Here is a 17,058-nt window from a genome sequence, read left to right as displayed (position 1 = left end):
CGCCGCTGGGCGACCGGGTGACGAGGGTCAGCGGCTCAGGACGGTCTCCTGCTCCATGTGTGACAGCTTCGCGGGATTGCGCACGGCGTAGATCCCGGTGACGAGGCCGTCGTCGATGCGCAGGGCCACGACGGTGTCCAGCTCGCCGTCGAGGTGCACGATCAGTGCCGGGTAGCCGTTGACGTGCGCCGGCCGCAGCGAGGTGACACCCGGCACCTTGCCCCATCCGCCGGCCAGCAGGCGGGCCACCTTGTCGGCGCCGAGGATGGGCCGCGGGACGGCCTGTTTGACGCCGCCGCCGTCGCCGAGCAGGACGACGTCCGGCGCGAGGATGTCGAGCAGGCTCTGGAGGTCGCCGGTTTCGATGGCCCGCTGAAACGCGTCGAGCGCGCTCCGGGTCTCGGCCGCGGACACGACCTGGCGGGGTCGGCGCGCGGCGACGTGCGCGCGGGCACGGTGGGTGATCTGGCGGACGGCGGTGGGGCTCTTGTCGACGGCTTCGGCGATCTCGTCGTACCCCAGGTCGAACACCTCGCGCAGCACGAACACGGCGCGTTCGGTCGGCGCGAGGGTTTCCAGCACCAGCAGCATGGCCATCGAGACGCTGTCGGCCAGCGCAATGTCCTCGGCCACGTCGGGGGCGGTGAGCAGCGGCTCGGGCAGCCAGGAGCCGACGTAGGACTCCTTGCGGCGGCCGAGCGTGCGCAGCCGGATGAGTGACTGCCGGGTGGTGATGCGGACCAGGTAGGCGCGCTGGTCGTGGACCGTGTCCAGGTCGACGCCCGCCCATCGCAGCCAGGTTTCCTGGAGTACGTCCTCCGCGTCGGCGGCCGAGCCGAGCATTTCGTACGCGACGGTGAAGAGCAGGTTGCGGTGGGCGAGGAACGCCTCGGTGGCCCGGTCCGGGCGGTCGTCGGCGGCGGTCTGCGGCGTGCCCACCATGGGTGACTCCTGTTCGCTCTCGACTGCGTCGCCCATCAGATGCCGGACCCGGCCGCTCTGTGACACCTGCGGCCTGTGGCGGTCGTCACCCCGGCCGCGCCGTCACAGATCGGGGATGGCCGGCATCTCATGGTCGTCCGATCGAAGAATGCGAGTGAAGGACGGAACCATGGACGCCCGATTCAACATGTTCGACAACGAGACCGCGATGAAGTTCTTCAAGCGGTTCGCGAACGCCGGCCAGGTGATCCAGCGGTCGTCGCTGCCGCAGTCCACGCAGGAGCTGGTGTCGCTGCGGGCCAGCCAGATCAACGGCTGCGGCTGGTGCATCGACATGCACACCAAGGAGGCGGTGGCGGCCGGTGAGAGCGCGGTCCGGCTGAACCTGGTGGCCGCCTGGCGTGAGGCCACTGTCTTCACCGAGGCCGAGCAGGCCGCGCTGGCGCTCGCCGAGGAGGGCACCCGGCTCGCCGACGCCCACCAGGGCGTGTCCGACGAGACCTGGGCTCAGGTGCGCAAGCACTACGACGACGACCAGATCGCCGCGCTGGTCGCCCTGGTCGCCCTGATCAACGCGGCCAACCGGCTCGCGGTGATCGTGCACCAGCGGGGCGGTTCGTACCAGCCGGGAATGTTCGCCGGCGCGTTCGAGTGAACGGGAGGCGTGCCCGGTCTGGGATCACCCGACCCTGGACCGGGCACGCCGACCATCAGCGGAGGCGATGTGGGGGCCGACGCAGCGCTGGTCGCGGCCCGCCAGCCCCCGACAATGCCTGCGTCAGCCCGCGCCGCCGGCGCGGAACGCCACCCAGGCGTCGCTCATCCGGTCCGCCTGGCCTGCGGTGAACATGTCCATGCAGGAGTCCTGCGTGTAGTCCATGAAGTTGTGGATCGGGTCCAGCCCGGGTGCCGTGCAGGTGTCCGCCCCCACCGGGCAGTCGAACTGCGGAGCCGCCTCGCGGGGGGTGTCCGCGACGAAGTCGCCGGACGCGGAGCAGCCGTGCGCGAAGGTGTGCTCCAGCATCAGCCAGTGCCCGACCTCGTGCGTCAGCGTGTCACCGAGGGCGTACTTGCCCGCCGTGCCGCCCGGCATCGACTCGTCGAGCATCACCACGCCGTCGATGTAGTCGCGGCCGTTGTTGTAGCCCTTCGGGAAGTACGCCCAGCCGAGCAGGCCGCCGCCGATGTTGGCCGCGTACACGTTCAGCGTGCGGGAGTCGCCGGTGTAGAGCGCCTTCTTCATGTCGCGCTCGTTCTTACCCGGCTCGACCGTGTACCAGGCGCTGTTCACGGTCCAGGTGGTGTCGACGAGCGAGAACCGGAACGGGGTGTCGGAGGCGTCCGCCGCCGTCCGGCCCGCGTACGCGTCGTTGAGCACCGTCATCTGTGCCGCGATCAGGGTGTTCCACCTGGTCGTCTCGGCGGCGGTCAGCGGGTGGTCGGAGACCATGTGGAAAACCGTCGGGATGGTGACGCTGCCGTTGGACAGGCGCGGCGCGTCCTTGATCACGCCGTAGGCGTTCGCCTCGTTCTTCGAGTACAGCTCCGGCTCCTGCGCCGTGGCGCCCTGGGCGACCCGGGCGGCGCCGTGCGCGTCGGCGCCCGGGTCGCACGTCGCGACACCCGGGGAGGGGGTCGCGGGGGCGGCCGTGGCCAGCGCCCCGGAGGCTCCGCCGGACGCCAGGAACGTGGCGGCGGTGGCGGTGAGGACCGCCAGTCGGAAGGTCGATCTCCTGTGCATCGGTGCACCTTTCAGTGAGGGAGCGGTGCGGGGTCGATGACGTCGTTGTGTGGGTATGAGAACATGCCGACGGCATCGACAAAAGACCCTCTGAACAGGGCAGATGCCGATGTAACGGAACAGGGCCGGCCGGCGCTGTTAGGCCGGCCCGGCAGCGGTCAGAGGACCCTGGTGATCCGCTCGGCGGCGACGATGGCGTCCCGTCGCGCCGGGTCGAGGTTGGCGCTTATGACAACTGACGCGCCCGCCGACAGCGGCGCGAGCAACCACTTGAGCGGCTGCTCGGTCTCGGCGGCGTCGACGAGCAGCCGGTCGCCCGCGCGCAGGTCCAGCATCCCGGCGACCTCCCGGGCAAGCGCGCCCCACTGACCGTAGGTGGTGCCGTCCGCGCTGGCCGGGTCCGACGGATGGATGGCGGTGTGGTCGGGGGTGACGTCCGGGTGGCGGAGCACCTCGGCGGACCAGTCCAACCAGCCCAGCGGCACGTCGGCGAGCCGGCCCGGTCCGGTGCCGACCAGGTAGCGGTGCGGCGCGTCCGGCACGTCCTCCAGCCAGTCGTCCTGGCGTTCGGGGGTCACGAAGACCGCGTCGAACGGCCGGTCACCGCCCGGTTCCAGCACCGGCAGGCCCGCGGTGGCGCGCGGTCGGAACGACACCGCCAGGCCGCACGCCCAGGCCCCCAACAACACCGCTGCGGTACGCCAGTGCGGCGGCAGTAACACCGCTACGCGGCTGCCGGGGCCGAGTCCGCAGCCGTCCCGCAGCAGGCTCGCGCTGCGCGCTGCCCAGGCGCCGACCTGCTGCGCGGTCAGGTCGACGCGCTCGCCGGTCGCCTCGTCGCGGTAACTGAGCAGCGGAATCTCCGTGGCGGTGGACGGGTCCGACAGGTCGGCCGTGGCGTGTGGCTGCATCTGCGTGCTCCCCGGGTGACGACGTCGCCACCACCCTACGCAACGACTTTGGTCGTGCCCCTCGTCGGCCGATGGCCGTAGCGGCTGGCCGGGTGGCCCACGGACGCTACGACGACCCCGCAGTGCCGTCGAGGAGTGCCGATGCCGACCGAGTCCAACCCCGCCGACCGACCCCCGTTGCGCCGCCGGCTCGTACCGGTGGTCGCGTTGCTGCTGCTCGCGCCGTGGGCGGCCGAATGCTCGTGGGGCGGCTTCGCGATCGACGACTTCCTTCCGGTGCTGATCGTGCTGGGCCCGATGTACGGCGGGGCCGCGATCCTGATCCGGGAGACCGCCCGGCACCTCGGCGCGGGCTGGCCGACGATCGTGCTGCTCGCCGCCGCGTTCGGTGTGTTCCAGGCCGGCCTGGTCGACCAGTCGCTGTTCAACCCCGACTTCCTCGACGACACCCAGTACGCCGACACCCGGGCCGCCGCCGAGGCGACGCTGGTGCCGGGGCTCGGGTTCAGTCTCCGGCAGGCCTTCGACTACGTGGGCAACCACATCGTGCTGACCATCTGCGCCCCGATCGTGCTCATCGAGTCGTTCCTCCGGGCGGACCGTCGGCTCCAGCCCTGGCTGGGACGTCCCGGTCTCGCCGTGGTCGGCGTGTTCTATGTGCTCGGCAGCCTGTTGATCTTCTCCGACAGCAGCGGCCGGAAGGACTTCCTGGCCAGTCCGCTCCAGCTGGCCTCCGCCACGGCGCTGGTTCTCGTCCTTGTCGCGGCGGCGCTGCTGCCCCGCTGGCGCCGCCGCCACCCGCGCCGGGTCCGCCGGGCGCCGCACCCGCTCTGGGTCGGTCTGCTTGTCGTCCTCGTCCGCTTCGGCGCCGACCTGACGCCTGGCTGGCCGGGGATGGTCATCGCGCTCTCGCTCGCCGCCGTCGTCGGAGGGCTCATCGCGTACTGGTCGTCGGGCAGCGGTTGGGGGCAGCGGCACGTGCTCGCCGCGGGCTCGGCGAGCGTGGTCAGCGCCGCCGCGTTCGCGTACCTGGTGCCGCCGTACTCCCCGGCGAGCCCGGCGGCGGCCCTGGCCGGCGACGTCGCGGTCACCGTCGTCACCGTGGCCCTGGTCGTCGGCGCCTGGTGGCGTCTGCGCCGCGCTTCGCCAGCCGTTCACATGGCGGCGAGCTGATGCTCCGCGGCGGCGGCAGCAGCATCGCTACGCGGCTGCCAGCAGCGGTCGATGCTCAGGACCGGTCGCCGGCACCAGGGCCGGCCTGGAGGAGCCGATCCAGGACATCGCGAGCGGCACCGAGCCGATCCATGGACGCCGTGATGCGGGCGCGCTCCAGCGCCAGAGCGTCGAGGAGTTCCGGGCAGGTGGGGGCCAGCACGGTCACGTCGTCGGGGATACAGGGAAGGATCTCGGCGATCGCCGTGGTGTTCAGGCCGGCGGACAACAACAGTTGGATGTGCCGCACCGTGCCCACCGCCTGCGGGTCGTAGTGACGGTAGCCGCTGGCGAGGCGGGCAGGCCGCAACAGGCCCTGCTCCTCGTAGTAGCGCAGGGCGCGTGGGGTGGTGCCCGCCTCCCGCGCCAGTTCGCTGATCCGCACACCAACAGCAGATCAGGGCTTGACCTTCACGTCAACGTGAAGGTTTAGCGTCGTCGCTGTGACCCACCGCAACCTGGACGATCAATCCCCCGCCGTCGCCGTCCTGGGGCTCGGCCCGATGGGCCGGGCGCTGGCCGCCGCGTCGCTCGCCGCCGGCCACCCGACCGTGCTCTGGAACCGCTCACCCGACAAGGCGACCGCGCTGGTGGCCCAAGGAGCGGTGCTCGCTCCGACGGTGACCGATGCGACACGCCGGGCATCGGTCGTCATCGTCTGCGTCATCAACTACCGGGCGGTCCGCGCCGTCCTGTCGGGGCTCGAACGCCCGCCGAGCGGAACACTCGTCAACCTCAGCAGCGGGCACGCCGCCGAGGCACGGGACATGGCGGGCTGGGCAGCGCAGCGGGGCGTCAACTACCTCGACGGTGCCATCCTGACGCCCGCGCCGACCATCGGGACACCGGCCGCGACGATTCTCTACAGCGGTCCGCGGGCCCTCTTCGACGACAGCCTTCCGTGGCTGGAGAGCTTCGGTGGCGCCCGCGCCCACCTCGGCGCGGACGCCGGCACGGCAGCAGCGTACGAGATGGCGTTGCTCGACCTGTTCACCATGTCCGTCGGCGGACTCGCGCACGCCTTCGCCCTGGCCATCACCGAAGGCATTCCCCCGACCGCGTTCGCCCGCTTCGCCAGAGGAATCGGTGGCCTGTTGCCCGACCTGGCCGACCGGTTCGCCAATCACCTCACGTCCGGAACCTTCACCGCCGACGTGTCCACCATCGCGTCGGCGGGCTCGGCGGTCGCCCATGTCCGCGACGCCGCGGCCGCGCGCGGTGTCGACCCCGCGCCGCTACAGGCCGTGCACTCGATCATCGAACGGGCCATTGCGGCGGGTCACGGAGGCGACAGCTACGCCAGGCTGGTCCAGTCGCTCGTACCGGCCGATCCGGCGGAAGCGGCACGCTGAGCACGGTCGGCGGTGGGCCGGGTGCCGCGACCTGGCGATTACACTCGCCCCCACACCACGTGGAGGGGGCGGCGCAGTGGGTGAACTGCTGTCGACGGTGGTTCAGATCCTCAACTCGTACGTCACCAGACTGCTGGACCGGCGGGCGGTGTCCCAGGACGCGAAGGTGGGCGCCCACCTGCTGGACGTGGTCCTCACGTTGCAGGAGTTGTGCCTCAACGGCGACCGTCTCCTGACCCTGGCCGACACCCTGATCTCCGGTGCGGAGCCGCGGGCCGACGACCAGGCGGAGTTCGCCGCGCTGCTGCACCGGCAGTCCGTGCTGATCAACCAGCTCCGGCGCGGCATCGACGACTCCCGCGCGCTGCTCGCCACCGTCGACGTGGACTTCGCGTTCGCCATGGCGCCCTTCCTCGACGGCAAGTCGGGGCTGCTGACCCGCTGGCAACAGCAGGCAGCCCTCAGCCGGTACTCCACCACGACGCTGTTCTTCCTACCCGCCGAGGCGGTCACCCGGGTGGTGGCCGCCAGTCCGGCCGCCTCGACCACCACCGCACTCGACCGGAACCGGACGGACTTCGTGCTGGTGGTGGCGGACGAGGTACGCAGCGCTCGGCGGCGGGAGGTGTCGGACATCCGAGCCGTCGCGGACGACGAGCGCGCGACGCTGCTGCGGGACGTGGGCCGGGCCCGTGCCGACCTGGACGCCGCCCGGGCGCTGTGCGGGCGACTGCTCGCGGCGACCCAGGAGGCCATCGGTCCGGCGGCCACCGCCCGGATACGACGGACGCTGACGCCCCGACAGCAGCACCGCTGAGCGATATCAGTCGCCCGGATCCCGGTCCCAGTCGAAGCCCTCGCGGGCGAACGCGAGGCTGCCGTCCCCGGTGGCGTACACCTTGATCGCTTTCAGGCCCAGCGACCGGGTGAGCCTCTCCAGGTTGGACATGATGCGCTGGAAGAGCCCGGTGTCGGCGACCTCCTCGGTGATGCGGATCTCGTCCAGCATCGCCAACCGCCGTGGGAAGGAGAGCCGCAGTTCGAGCAGGACCCGCAGAACATCGGACGGCGCGATGCGCAGCGAGACCGCAGCCCCGCCGTCGGCATAGAGCGAGACCTCGACACTCGCCTCGGGCAGCTCCGCCGTCAACACCTCGTGGAACTGCCGCGGCGTCAGCTTCATCCACTGTCGCCAGGCGGCGAGCGCGGCCTCGTCCGCCCGGCCGACCGTCAGCGCCGGTTCCGCCGCCCGCAGGTCGGCCACTGTCAACGCCTCGATCTCGACAGGTCGCTCCCCGGCTCGGACCTCCTCGTACGGCGTCAACGACACTCCCGCCTCGACCAGAAGCCTGTCGAAGTCCGGGTCGGGCCAGTACGGGGCCGGCGCGAACTCGCCGACACGGCACCACAGTTCGTGCCACAGCCGTACCGCGCGGAGCGGTCGAAGGCCGAGCCGCATGGCGGCGACGAGGACGCACCGGTGCAGTTGCAGCGTTCCCGCGAGCGCCGCCAGGTTCGCTCTCGGCTCGTCGTAGGCCCGCAGGGCGCCGACGGAGTTCCGGTCCAGTTCGGTGTACGCCACCAGCTCCGGCAGGTCCGTCAGGCGCACCGGGATCGGGGAGTCGAGCAGGGAGTCGAGGTCGGCCGGCTCCCAGACGACGTCGTCGTTCAGCAGGATCATCCGCAGATCCCGGCCGTGTTGGCGGACCACCATCTGGAGGATCGGCTCACCGTGCGGCAGCGTCCTGTGGTTGAGCCACACCACCGCCTCGGGGTAGAGCCGCAGGCTCACATCGATCGCCGGCACGGTGACGAGCAGGGCGGAGCCGTCGCGCTCGACCCGCAGCGCGCGGAGCTCACCCAGCGCGTCGACGAGTTCACTCATCAGCATCGACGAACTCTACCGACTGAACGCCGTCGCGTCGTCCGGTGGCGGCTCGGCTCCGGCCGGAAGGTCTTCGGCCGCAACTGACCGCCGACCGCCCGGCGCCCCCTTCGACCAGGCGGGCGCCGGGCGGCGCGGTCCTACTCCTCGATCATGACCACGTCGGTCGGGCGTTCGACGTTCACCTCGACGCCGTAGTCGAACAGGTCGAGTGTCGAGCTGACCGTTCCCTGGTCGAGCCGGCCCTTCGCCGTCGACTGCCAGGTGGTGGTGAGCGCCACCGTCGCGATCCGGCCGTCACGGCTCAGCGTGACGTCACCGGCCGCGCTGCTCGACCCGTCCCCGCTCGTCGTCGCGTACGTGAAGTGCAGAGTGCCGTCCGGGTTCTCGGTGACCGTCGCGTCCGCGCTCCTCAGTGCCGCGAGCAGGGCGGCCGGGTCGGGTGCGGCGGCGCCCAGGACGGCGTTACCGTCGCCCTGGAGGGAGAGCCTGTCGTACTTTCCCGGGTACTGCCCGTAGCGGCCGTAGGTCTCCCCCGGGCCCTTGTCGGGGGGCAGCTCACCCAGGGGCCGCTCTCCACCCTCGTACCGGGTGCCGTTGATGAGCAGCTCGGTCAGGACGGAGTCGTCCTTCGGCACCCGCACGTACCCGGTGGCGGTCCTCGGGTCGAACGCGCCCTCGTAGGTCAGCCCGTCCGGGCCCGAGTTGGTCAGCCGCATCCGGTAGCTGATGTTCTCGCTGGCGGTGGCGGCGGCGACCAGGCGCATCGCCGGCGGGACCGGCTCCGGCCGCGCCGCCTCGGCGGTGACGCCGGGGCGGCTCGACGGAGCGTTCGCCGGCACGGTCAGCGCCGTGCCGACGCCCAGCGCCAACAGCGCGCACGTCGTACCGACGATCGCGGTGGTCCGGCGTCGGCGGCCCTGTCGGCCCCGCTCGATCAGCGCGTCCACCGGCGGCGCGGAGGGCGTTTCACCGTCGACGATGTCGTGCAGCCGATGGGCGAGACGGTCATCGATGCTGTTCATGACGATCACCTGCTTACCGAGTCGAAGGATTCCTCAAGGAGGTGGCGGAGTGTGCCCAGTGCTCGGGCGTTCTGGCTCTTGACGGTGCCCAGCGAGCAACCCAGCACCTGGGCGACCTCGCGTTCGCTCAGGTCCTCGTAGTGGCGGAGCACCACCACCGCGCGTTGCTTCGCCGGCAGCGACAGCAGCGCCCGGCGCAGCACGACGGCGTCCGGACCGATGCCGCCGTCCGGGGCGGCCCGGTCGGGGACGTCCGCGAAGAGACTCTCGCGGCGACGCCGCCGCCAGACGGACGTGTGGTTGTTGACCAGGGTCCGCCGGAGGTAGGCGTGCGGGTCGCCGAGGCGCGACAGCCGTCGCCACCGCTCGTAGACCTTGACCAGGCTGTCCTGGAGCAGCTCCTCGGCCCGCCACCGGTCACCGCTGAGCAGCATGGCCAACCGGATGTGTCGCTGCCACGCCACCTCGACGAACGCGACGTAGGACCGGTCCGCCGCGGACAGGGGTTTCTGTTGGTCGGTCACGCGCCTTACACGCCGCGAGGTCACCGAAGGTTGTCAGCCAGTGGGCAGTTCCGGGCCGCCGTCGAGCAGCGGGGCCAGCAGGTCGCCGTACTCCTCGACCCGCTCCAGGACCTCGGCGGCGGTGAACTGGCGGACAGCCGGTTTCCGGCCGCGGGCGCCGGCCTCGACCTCGTCCCAGGTCAGCGGCGTCGACACCGACGGCACCGACTGGGCCCGCAGGGAGTACGGCGCGACTGTGGTCTTCGCCGCGTTGTTCTGGCTCCAGTCGATGAAGACCTTCCCCGGACGCAGGTTCTTGGCCATCTTCGACACGATCAGCTTCGGGTGGGCCTGCTCCAACTCCTGGGCGATCCGCCGGGCGTAGGCGGAGACGTCGTCGGAGGACTGGGTGCCCGAGATCGGGCAGCAGAGCTGCATGCCCTTCTTGCCGGAAGTCTTCGGGTACGAGTCGATGCCGTCGTCGGCGAGCCGGTCCCGCATCAGCACCGCCACCGGGCAACACTCGGCGAGCCCGGCCGGCGGCCCCGGGTCCAGGTCGACGACCATCATGTCCGGGTGCTCGCCGACCTTCCACTGCGGCGTGTGCAGCTCCAACGCGGCCAGGTTGGCCAGCCACACCAGGGTGGGCAGGTCGTCGGCGACCACGTAGTCGATGGTCTCCCGGCCCTTCGTCGACCCGGGCGCGGGCAGGTTCTCCACCCGCACCCAGTCCGGGGTCGCGGCCGGCGTGTTCTTCTCGAAGAACGACTTGTCGTCGACCCCGTTGGGATAGCGGATCCGGGTCACCGGCCGGTCGCGCAGGTGCGGCAGCAGCACCGGGGAGATGCGGGTGTAGTAGTCGATCACCTCACCCTTTGTGAACCCGGCCGCCGGATAGAGCACCTTGTCCAGGTTGGAAAGCTCCAGCGGACGGCCCTCGACGTCCACCCGTAGCCGCTCAGCCGGCATCCTCGACCTCCTCCGGCGGCTTGTCCGGGCGCAACCGCAGCACCCGGGGGAAGCGCAGCCGGCCGTCCGGGGTGCGCTGGCCGTACTTCACCTCCACCACCACCCGCGGTTCTACCCAGATGGCGCCCCGGGCATCCTCGCGCGGCACACCCGGCGCGAACGGTGACACGCCGGAGCGCAGCGGCTCCAACTCGGCGAGGAGCTGCCGTTCGATGGCCGCCCCGATCCCGCCGCCGACCCGGCCCCGGTAGATCAGCCGGCCGTCCGGGCCGGGCACCCCGACCAGCAGCCCGCCGATCCGGCGCGCGCCCGGACGCCAGCCGCCGATGACGAAGTCACCTGTCACCTCCAGCTTGACCTTCACCCAGTCCGGCGAGCGCACCCCCGGGCGGTAGACGGCGCCGACCCGCTTGGCCATCACGCCCTCCAGGCCGTGCTCACCGGCCGCCTCGTAGGTGGCCGGGCCGTCGGCGAAGACCGGCGGCACCGCCCAGCGGGTGCCGCCGAGGGCGAGGGCGTCCAGGGCCTCCCGGCGGCGCTCGTACGGCCAGCCGGTCAGGTCGTCCCCGTTCAGCCGCAGCAGGTCGAAGATCATGTACGTCACCGGCATAACCGCCGCCAGCCGGGCCGCCCGGTTCCGGTCCCGCACGTGCATCCGCTCGGCCAACGCGGTGAACGACGGCTGCCCACCCTCGCCGAGCAGCACCACCTCGCCGTCGAGCAGCGCGTCGTCGACCTGCTCGGGCAGCGTGGCCAGCTCGGGGTACGCGGCGGTGATCTCCACGCCGGAGCGGGCGTACAGGTGCTGGCCGCCGCCGGAGATGTCGGCGAGCGCGCGGACCCCGTCCCACTTGAACTCGTACGCCCAGCCGTCACCCGCCGGGAGCGGCCCGGTCATCGCGAGCATCGGCTTGAGCGGCGCGCCGGGCACGACCCGACTGTAGTAGCAGGCCGAACACCTCGCGTCCGGTTCTTTCGGATGCGAGCATTGTCAATACCGGGGAAGGGAGCGCAGGATGCGTGCCATCTGGAAGGGAGCCGTGTCGTTCGGGCTCGTCTCGATCGGGGTGAAGCTCTACTCCGCCACCGAGGAGAAGGACATTCGGTTCCACCAGGTGCACCGCGAGGACGGCGGCCGGATCCGCTACAAGCGCACCTGCTCGGTCTGCGGCGAGGAGGTCACCTACGACGACATCGCCAAGGGCTACGACATCGGCGGCGGCGAGATGGTGATCCTCACCGACGAGGACTTCGCGGACCTGCCGTTGACCAGCTCCCGCGCGATCGACGTGCTGGAGTTCGTGCCGGCCGAGCAGGTCGACCCGATCCTCTACAACAAGGCGTACTTCCTCGAGCCGGAGGGCACTGCCACCAAGCCGTACGTGCTGCTGCGCGACGCGCTTATCGACTCGGAGCGGGTGGCCATCGTCAAGGTGGCGCTGCGCCAGCGGGAGCAGCTCGCCACCCTGCGGGTCCGCGAGGGTGTGCTGCTGCTCAACACCATGCTCTGGCCGGACGAGATCCGTACCCCGGACTTCGGTTTCCTCGACGAGGACCTCAAGGTGCGCCCGCCGGAGCTGGCGATGGCCAGTTCCCTGATCGACTCGATGACCGGCGAGTTCGAGCCGGACGTCTTCACCGACGACTACCGGGCCGCGTTGCAGGAGGTCATCGACGCCAAGGTGGAGGGCCGGGAGGTCGTCCAGCCGGAGGAGGTCGAGGAGGCCCCGGCGGCGGCGGTGGACCTGATGGCCGCGTTGAAGGCCTCGGTGGAGCGGGCCAAGGCGGCCCGCGGCGAGCAACCCGCCCGTGGCGGCGGTGGCGGTGGCGGTGGCGGCGAGCCGACCCCCATCTCGTCGGCCCGGTCGGCGCAGAAGGCGGCGGAGAAGAAGGCCGCCAAGGCCCCCGCGAAGAAGACCGCGGCGAAGAAGACGGCCGAGAAGAAGGCGGCCGAGCCGGCGAAGAAGACCGCCGCCAAGAAGACCCCAGCGAAGAAGGCGGAGCCGGCGAAGAAGACGGCCGCCCGCAAGACCGCACCCCGCAAGACCGCCTGACCGGTACGGCAGCGCAGGCGGTGTCCGCCGGGCCGGGTACGCTCCGCCGGCCGCTGGCCACCGGAGGAGCCCTCATGCCGTACACCCCTGATCTGGACCGGTTGTTGACGCCCGGCGCGCGCTTCACCGACCAGCACGGCGCGTATCTGATCGAGGTCCACCCGGTGGACGACGTCGTGCTGCCCACCGGCCAGGTGGTCGGGTGCGACCCGCTGGTGTGCCCGGAGGCCGAGCCGTTCACTGTCACAGTGCCGCCGGGGCGCTATCCCGCCCGCGCCTGGGTGGCAGTGGTGCTCCGGGAGGACGCCGAGGTGGACCGGCGGGTGGCCGCGCTGGAGCTTGTCGTCTCCGCCGAACCCACCACCCGGTGGGAGCCGGCCGTCGCGGGCGACCAGGACGTCGCCGCGCTCGGCGCGGACGACTACTTCGGGTACGGCGTCGACTCCGGTGCCGGGACCCTCGCCGACCCGACCGCGCTCGCCGCCCTGGAAGGCTGGGACGAGGACCGGGTCGAGGAGGTCTTCATCCCCGCCGAGCTGCCCGGGTCGCCGGTGCGCGGGCTGATCACCGCGGTCCTGGACGAGGCCAGTGGCGCCAACATCGTCACGGTGGCCACCGGTTGGGGCGACGGCTGCTACGGCACCTGGATCGGGCGTACCGTCGATGGCCGGGTCACCTCGTTCGTGACCGACTTCATGGTCGTTCCGGGATAACCGCCCGGGAAGGCACCGGAACTGCCGCGCTGGGCGATCCGCGGCGTCCGCGGCGGGCACGGTGGGCCGTGGTGCGGGTACCGTGTGCGTCGGCTTTCCCCCCGGCACCGGGTGCCGGCCACACTTCGCAGCAGGGAGTCGACGACGTGAGCGAGCGGACGCAGCAGAATCGGTCGGCAGACCAGGACCAGAGCCCGGCGACCAAGTCGGGGCGCCGGCTGGCCGCCCAGTTGGCGGCGAAGAAGGCCGCCGACGCCAAGCGCCGCCGCAACGCGTGGCTCAGCGGCGTCGCCGCCGTCGTCGTGGCCGGGGGGTTGATCGCCGTCTTCGTGATGATCGGCGGTGGCGACGACAAGCCCAAGAACCAGGCCGACGCGACCCCGTCGGCGTCCGTGCCGGCCCCCGACGCTCCCGACGCCGCGGCGCCCCCCGCTCCGCAGCTCCCCGAGGGCTCCGACCCGGCGCTGGGCAGCAAGCCGACGGTGCAGCCGGGCACGGGTGAGCTCAAGAAGCTCGCGGTCACCCCGCTGATCAAGGGCACCGGCCCGGCCGTGCAGAAGGGCCAGAACATCACCACCAACTACGTGGGGGTGTTCTTCAAGGACGGCAAGGAGTTCGACTCCTCCTGGAAGGGCGGGCAGCCGGCCACCTTCCAGATCGGCGTGGGCCAGGTCATTCCCGGTTGGGACCAGGGCCTGGTCGGCGTGACAGTGGGCAGCCGGGTGCAGCTCGACATCCCCACGGACCTGGCGTTCGGCAAGGACGCCGCGACCAAGGGTCAGCCGGAGGGCCCGCTGCGCTTCGTGGTGGACGTGCTCGCCGCCCAGTGACCTGTCCGGATCGCCCCGGTTGTCGCCGGGGCGCGATGGAGTTGTTCACATGGGGCTTCCGGCCCGTCACCCAGCGGCAGTAGGTTCGGCGTCACCCCGGGCGGTTCGCCGTCCGGGGTGAGATCCGGGACTCCAACGCGGAGGTGCAGATGACGGCGCTGGACGAGCCTGGGCGGACCGCCCGGTCGATGTGGGCCTACTTCGAGCCGGTGCACGCGGTCACCTACCTGCACCCTCGGGCCCGCGCCGCGTACGAGGCGGTCGGGCTGCGCGGTTACTGGCGTGGTTACTTCGCCGGCCGGGCCGCGCCGCTGGGCGCCACCGAGGCGGCCCCGGTGATCGCCGCCTTCTTCACCTTCGCGCCGCCGATGGTGGCCCGCGCGCTGCCGGCCGTGTGGCGGTTGGCCACCCCGCCGGAGGCGCTACGCGCCCGCCTGACCGGAGCCGTGCAGGCGCTCGCGGAGCTGACCTACGAGCTGCCGGAGTCGCATCTGGCGGAGGCCGCCGACCTGCTGGAGCGGGCCGCCTCGGCGGCGCAGACCGCCGGCCGGGTGCTCGGCGCGGCCAACGCGGCGCTGCCGGTCGGGGAATACCCGCTGGCCCGGCTCTGGCAGGCCGCGACCACCCTGCGCGAGCACCGGGGGGACGGGCACGTGGCGGCGCTGGTGGCCGCCGGGCTGGACCCGGTGGAGACGCTGACCTGGCGGGTCGCGCGGGACGGTTCGCCGCCGCAGTACCTGCTGGGCCGGGGCTGGTCCGAGGAGCAGTGGCACGCCGCCCGCGAGCGGCTCACCCGGCGGGGTTGGCTGACCGGGAACGGCACGACCACCGAGGACTCCCAGGCCAGGTTCCAGGCCGTCGAGGACGCCACCGACCGGGCCGCTGCCCACCCGTGGCAGGCGCTCGGCCCCGCCGACACCGACCGGCTCCGGGAGCTGTTGGAGCCGATCGCCCGGTCCGGCCACACGTTGGTTCCGGCGGGCAGCCCGCTCGGCCTGCCCGCGCTGCCCGGCTGACCGGGCGCCCGCCGATCGGGCAGGATGGGCCCGTGGCAGATGCGGTGGTCTTCGACCTGGACGGCGTGATCGTGGATTCCGAGCCGGTGTGGGAGGAGGTCCGCCGGGCGTACGTGGCGACGCACGGCGGGACGTGGCAGCCGGACACGCAACGTCGCCTGATGGGGATGAGCACCGGCGAGTGGGCCCACTATCTCAGCGGCGAGCTGGGCGTTGACCGCACCGCCGAGCAGGTCGCCGCCGAGGTGGTCGAGGAGATGACCCGACGCTACCGGGACCACGTACCGCTCATCGCCGGCGCCGACGAGGTCGTCCGCCGGTTGGCCGCACGGTGGCCGCTGGGGTTGGCCAGTTCGTCGCCGACCCGGCTGATCGAGGCGGCGCTGGCCGCCACCGGTCTGACCGACGCGTTCGGCGCGACGCTCTCCACCGAGCAGACCGAGCGCGGCAAGCCCGCCCCGGACGTCTACCTGAACGTCGCCCAGCGCCTCGGCTTCGACCCGGCCCGCTGTGTCGCGGTGGAGGATTCGTCAAACGGGGTGCGGTCGGCCTTCGCGGCGGGAATGCGGGTGGTGGCCGTGCCGCACGGTTCGTACCCACTCGACCCGGACGCCGCCCGGCTCGCCGCGGTGACGCTCGCCGCGATCGGCGAGCTGACCCCGGAGCTGGTCGCGGGCCTGGGTTGACGCCGGCCGAGCCGGGTAGAGACCACGAATGAAAGCGATCGTGTACGAGCGGACCGGCGACCCTTCGGTGCTGGAGCTGGTCGATCGGCCGGTGCCCGAGCCGGGGGCTGGCGAGGTTCTGGTCCGGATGGCGGTGTCGGGGGTCAACCCGACCGACTGGAAGTCCCGGCGCTCCGCCACGCCGAAGGACTGGCAGATTCCCGGGCAGGACGGCGCGGGAGTGGTGGAGGCGGTCGGCGATGGGGTCGACCCTGACCTGATCGGTGAGCGCGTCTGGATCTGGGAAGCCGCCTGGCAGCGGCCGTGGGGCACGGCAGCGGAATACACGCTGGTGCCGGTCCGGCAGGCGGTGCGCCTCGGCGACGCCCCGTTCGAGCTGGGGGCCGCCCTGGGCATTCCGTTCCTCACCGCGCACCGCTGCCTGACCGCCGGCGAGTTCATGCCGGACACGCTGCGCGCCGGTGCGTTGGCCGACCACACGGTGCTGGTGCAGGGCGGGGCGGGCGCGGTCGGCAACGCCGCGATCCAGCTCGCCCGCTGGGCCGACGCCACGGTGGTCGCCACGGTGAGCAGCGCCGAGAAGGCGCAGCTCGCGGCGGCGGCCGGCGCGTCGTTCGTCATCAACTACCGGGAGCAGAACGTGGTCGAGGAGGTCCGCAAGATCGCTCCCGACGGGGTGCACACCATCGTCGAGGTCTCCCCGGCCCGCAACGCCGCGATGGACGTCCAGGTGCTGCGGCACGGCGGCGCGGTCTGCATGTACGCCGACGACGGCGGCGACGAGGTGACCATTCCGATCCGGGCGATGATGGCCCCGAACGCGCGCTGGCAGTTCGTGCTCGTCTACACCGAGCCGAAGGCCGCCAAGGCGCTGGGCGTCAAGGACGTGGCGGCGGCGGCCAGCCAGGGCGGTGTCCGGGTCGGTGCCGACGCCGGCCTGCCGCTGCACCACTACGCCCTGGCCGAGGCGGCCGCGGCGCACCAGGCGGTGGAGGACTCGACGGTGGGCAAGGTGCTCATCACCACCAGCGACGCCTGATCGGGTCGCTGTCACCTGATTTCCCCGTCATCAGGACAGAGGCGAACAAGTTTCGCAACAATGATTCTGCGGGTCGCCCCGCGTGGAACGGGCGGCCCCGGCGCGGTGCGAACGCCGGGGCCGCCCCCTGCGGAGGAATGTCGAGTGGCACTCCACCCCGCCCGGCGACAGTGCCGGGAG

18 protein-coding genes and 1 pseudogene are annotated in these 17,058 nt (G+C 72.0%); 10 read left to right on the top strand and 9 right to left on the bottom strand.

Going from position 1 to position 17,058, the window contains the following annotated elements:
• Positions 1-27: 27 nt before the first annotated feature.
• On the bottom strand, positions 28-978 hold the full coding sequence (locus ACQPWW_RS02430; RefSeq protein ID WP_433128679.1) for an RNA polymerase sigma-70 factor: 951 nt from the start codon (positions 976-978) through the stop codon (positions 28-30).
• Positions 979-1,111: 133 nt separating this feature from the next.
• On the opposite strand from ACQPWW_RS02430, the gene ACQPWW_RS02425 reads away from it, so the two are divergent.
• The gene (locus tag ACQPWW_RS02425; protein WP_433128677.1) at positions 1,112-1,597 is read left to right on the top strand and encodes a carboxymuconolactone decarboxylase family protein; all 486 of its coding nucleotides are present in this window, start codon (positions 1,112-1,114) and stop codon (positions 1,595-1,597) included.
• A gap of 123 nt (positions 1,598-1,720) precedes the next feature.
• Here ACQPWW_RS02425 and ACQPWW_RS02420 read toward each other — a convergent pair whose 3' ends face one another.
• On the bottom strand, positions 1,721-2,683 hold the full coding sequence (locus ACQPWW_RS02420) for a zinc metalloprotease (RefSeq protein ID WP_433128675.1): 963 nt from the start codon (positions 2,681-2,683) through the stop codon (positions 1,721-1,723).
• Between the two features lie 158 nt (positions 2,684-2,841).
• A complete protein-coding gene (locus ACQPWW_RS02415; RefSeq protein ID WP_433128673.1) occupies positions 2,842-3,594 on the bottom strand; it encodes a TIGR03089 family protein in 753 nt (250 codons plus the stop codon).
• 141 nt (positions 3,595-3,735) lie between these two features.
• On the opposite strand from ACQPWW_RS02415, the gene ACQPWW_RS02410 reads away from it, so the two are divergent.
• Positions 3,736-4,767 (top strand): hypothetical protein, encoded by a 1,032-nt coding sequence (locus tag ACQPWW_RS02410; RefSeq protein WP_433128671.1) that lies wholly within the window; start codon positions 3,736-3,738, stop codon positions 4,765-4,767.
• A 55-nt stretch (positions 4,768-4,822) separates the two neighbouring features.
• Here ACQPWW_RS02410 and ACQPWW_RS02405 read toward each other — a convergent pair whose 3' ends face one another.
• Positions 4,823-5,191 (bottom strand): MerR family transcriptional regulator, encoded by a 369-nt coding sequence (locus ACQPWW_RS02405; RefSeq protein ID WP_433128669.1) that lies wholly within the window; start codon positions 5,189-5,191, stop codon positions 4,823-4,825.
• 58 nt (positions 5,192-5,249) lie between these two features.
• On the opposite strand from ACQPWW_RS02405, the gene ACQPWW_RS02400 reads away from it, so the two are divergent.
• The gene (locus ACQPWW_RS02400; RefSeq protein ID WP_433128667.1) at positions 5,250-6,158 is read left to right on the top strand and encodes an NAD(P)-dependent oxidoreductase; all 909 of its coding nucleotides are present in this window, start codon (positions 5,250-5,252) and stop codon (positions 6,156-6,158) included.
• Positions 6,159-6,234: 76 nt separating this feature from the next.
• The gene (locus ACQPWW_RS02395) at positions 6,235-6,975 is read left to right on the top strand and encodes a hypothetical protein (protein ID WP_433128665.1); all 741 of its coding nucleotides are present in this window, start codon (positions 6,235-6,237) and stop codon (positions 6,973-6,975) included.
• Between the two features lie 6 nt (positions 6,976-6,981).
• Here ACQPWW_RS02395 and ACQPWW_RS02390 read toward each other — a convergent pair whose 3' ends face one another.
• From ACQPWW_RS02390 to ligD (ACQPWW_RS02370), 5 genes are all read right to left on the bottom strand, one after another.
• A complete protein-coding gene (locus ACQPWW_RS02390; RefSeq protein ID WP_433128663.1) occupies positions 6,982-8,049 on the bottom strand; it encodes a hypothetical protein in 1,068 nt (355 codons plus the stop codon).
• 134 nt (positions 8,050-8,183) lie between these two features.
• Positions 8,184-9,068, bottom strand: a complete 885-nt coding sequence (locus ACQPWW_RS02385; protein ID WP_433128661.1) for a hypothetical protein — start codon at positions 9,066-9,068, stop codon at positions 8,184-8,186.
• 5 nt (positions 9,069-9,073) lie between these two features.
• Positions 9,074-9,592 (bottom strand): SigE family RNA polymerase sigma factor, encoded by a 519-nt coding sequence (locus tag ACQPWW_RS02380; protein WP_433128659.1) that lies wholly within the window; start codon positions 9,590-9,592, stop codon positions 9,074-9,076.
• Positions 9,593-9,625: 33 nt separating this feature from the next.
• Entirely contained in the window at positions 9,626-10,540 is a 915-nt protein-coding gene (gene ligD / locus ACQPWW_RS02375) for a non-homologous end-joining DNA ligase (RefSeq protein ID WP_433128657.1), read from the bottom strand.
• Positions 10,530-11,471 carry a non-homologous end-joining DNA ligase gene (gene ligD / locus ACQPWW_RS02370; protein ID WP_433128655.1) on the bottom strand — a complete coding sequence of 314 codons (942 nt, stop codon included), beginning with the start codon at positions 11,469-11,471 and terminating at the stop codon, positions 10,530-10,532. Before ligD (ACQPWW_RS02370) ends, ligD (ACQPWW_RS02375) begins: the two co-directional genes overlap by 11 nt.
• A gap of 85 nt (positions 11,472-11,556) precedes the next feature.
• Here ligD (ACQPWW_RS02370) and ACQPWW_RS02365 point away from each other — a divergent pair, with 85 nt between their 5' ends.
• The 6 genes and pseudogenes from ACQPWW_RS02365 to ACQPWW_RS02340 all read left to right on the top strand — a co-directional run bounded on the left by ACQPWW_RS02365 (position 11,557) and on the right by ACQPWW_RS02340 (position 16,878).
• Positions 11,557-12,594 carry a Ku protein gene (locus tag ACQPWW_RS02365; protein ID WP_433128653.1) on the top strand — a complete coding sequence of 346 codons (1,038 nt, stop codon included), beginning with the start codon at positions 11,557-11,559 and terminating at the stop codon, positions 12,592-12,594.
• A 74-nt stretch (positions 12,595-12,668) separates the two neighbouring features.
• Positions 12,669-13,307, top strand: a complete 639-nt coding sequence (locus ACQPWW_RS02360; RefSeq protein WP_433128651.1) for a DUF4241 domain-containing protein — start codon at positions 12,669-12,671, stop codon at positions 13,305-13,307.
• 111 nt (positions 13,308-13,418) lie between these two features.
• Positions 13,419-14,137, top strand: a pseudogene (locus ACQPWW_RS02355) (FKBP-type peptidyl-prolyl cis-trans isomerase).
• A 149-nt stretch (positions 14,138-14,286) separates the two neighbouring features.
• Positions 14,287-15,153 carry an SCO6745 family protein gene (locus tag ACQPWW_RS02350; RefSeq protein ID WP_433128649.1) on the top strand — a complete coding sequence of 289 codons (867 nt, stop codon included), beginning with the start codon at positions 14,287-14,289 and terminating at the stop codon, positions 15,151-15,153.
• Between the two features lie 32 nt (positions 15,154-15,185).
• Positions 15,186-15,839 (top strand): HAD family hydrolase, encoded by a 654-nt coding sequence (locus ACQPWW_RS02345; RefSeq protein WP_433128647.1) that lies wholly within the window; start codon positions 15,186-15,188, stop codon positions 15,837-15,839.
• Between the two features lie 28 nt (positions 15,840-15,867).
• Positions 15,868-16,878 (top strand): NADPH:quinone reductase, encoded by a 1,011-nt coding sequence (locus ACQPWW_RS02340; protein ID WP_433128644.1) that lies wholly within the window; start codon positions 15,868-15,870, stop codon positions 16,876-16,878.
• Positions 16,879-17,058 lie beyond the last annotated feature (180 nt).

Origin of the sequence: Micromonospora sp. CA-240977 (assembly GCF_050942285.1) — a bacterium.
GTDB lineage: Bacteria > Actinomycetota > Actinomycetes > Mycobacteriales > Micromonosporaceae > Micromonospora.
Note: the sequence above shows the minus strand (reverse complement) of the source record. Positions and strands in the feature narration are given on the sequence as shown.

Bases quoted from the DNA above. Each gene is read 5' to 3' on its own strand.
- ACQPWW_RS02430 (WP_433128679.1), bottom strand. From the start codon at position 978: ATGGGCGACGCAGTCGAGAGCGAACAGGAGTCACCCATGGTGGGCACG.
- ACQPWW_RS02425 (WP_433128677.1), top strand. From the start codon at position 1,112: ATGGACGCCCGATTCAACATGTTCGACAACGAGACCGCGATGAAGTTC.
- ACQPWW_RS02420 (WP_433128675.1), bottom strand. From the start codon at position 2,683: ATGCACAGGAGATCGACCTTCCGACTGGCGGTCCTCACCGCCACCGCC.
- ACQPWW_RS02415 (WP_433128673.1), bottom strand. From the start codon at position 3,594: ATGCAGCCACACGCCACGGCCGACCTGTCGGACCCGTCCACCGCCACG.
- ACQPWW_RS02410 (WP_433128671.1), top strand. From the start codon at position 3,736: ATGCCGACCGAGTCCAACCCCGCCGACCGACCCCCGTTGCGCCGCCGG.
- ACQPWW_RS02390 (WP_433128663.1), bottom strand. From the start codon at position 8,049: ATGCTGATGAGTGAACTCGTCGACGCGCTGGGTGAGCTCCGCGCGCTG.
- ACQPWW_RS02385 (WP_433128661.1), bottom strand. From the start codon at position 9,068: ATGAACAGCATCGATGACCGTCTCGCCCATCGGCTGCACGACATCGTC.
- ligD (WP_433128657.1), bottom strand. From the start codon at position 10,540: ATGCCGGCTGAGCGGCTACGGGTGGACGTCGAGGGCCGTCCGCTGGAG.
- ACQPWW_RS02365 (WP_433128653.1), top strand. From the start codon at position 11,557: ATGCGTGCCATCTGGAAGGGAGCCGTGTCGTTCGGGCTCGTCTCGATC.
- ACQPWW_RS02360 (WP_433128651.1), top strand. From the start codon at position 12,669: ATGCCGTACACCCCTGATCTGGACCGGTTGTTGACGCCCGGCGCGCGC.
- ACQPWW_RS02350 (WP_433128649.1), top strand. From the start codon at position 14,287: ATGACGGCGCTGGACGAGCCTGGGCGGACCGCCCGGTCGATGTGGGCC.
- ACQPWW_RS02340 (WP_433128644.1), top strand. From the start codon at position 15,868: ATGAAAGCGATCGTGTACGAGCGGACCGGCGACCCTTCGGTGCTGGAG.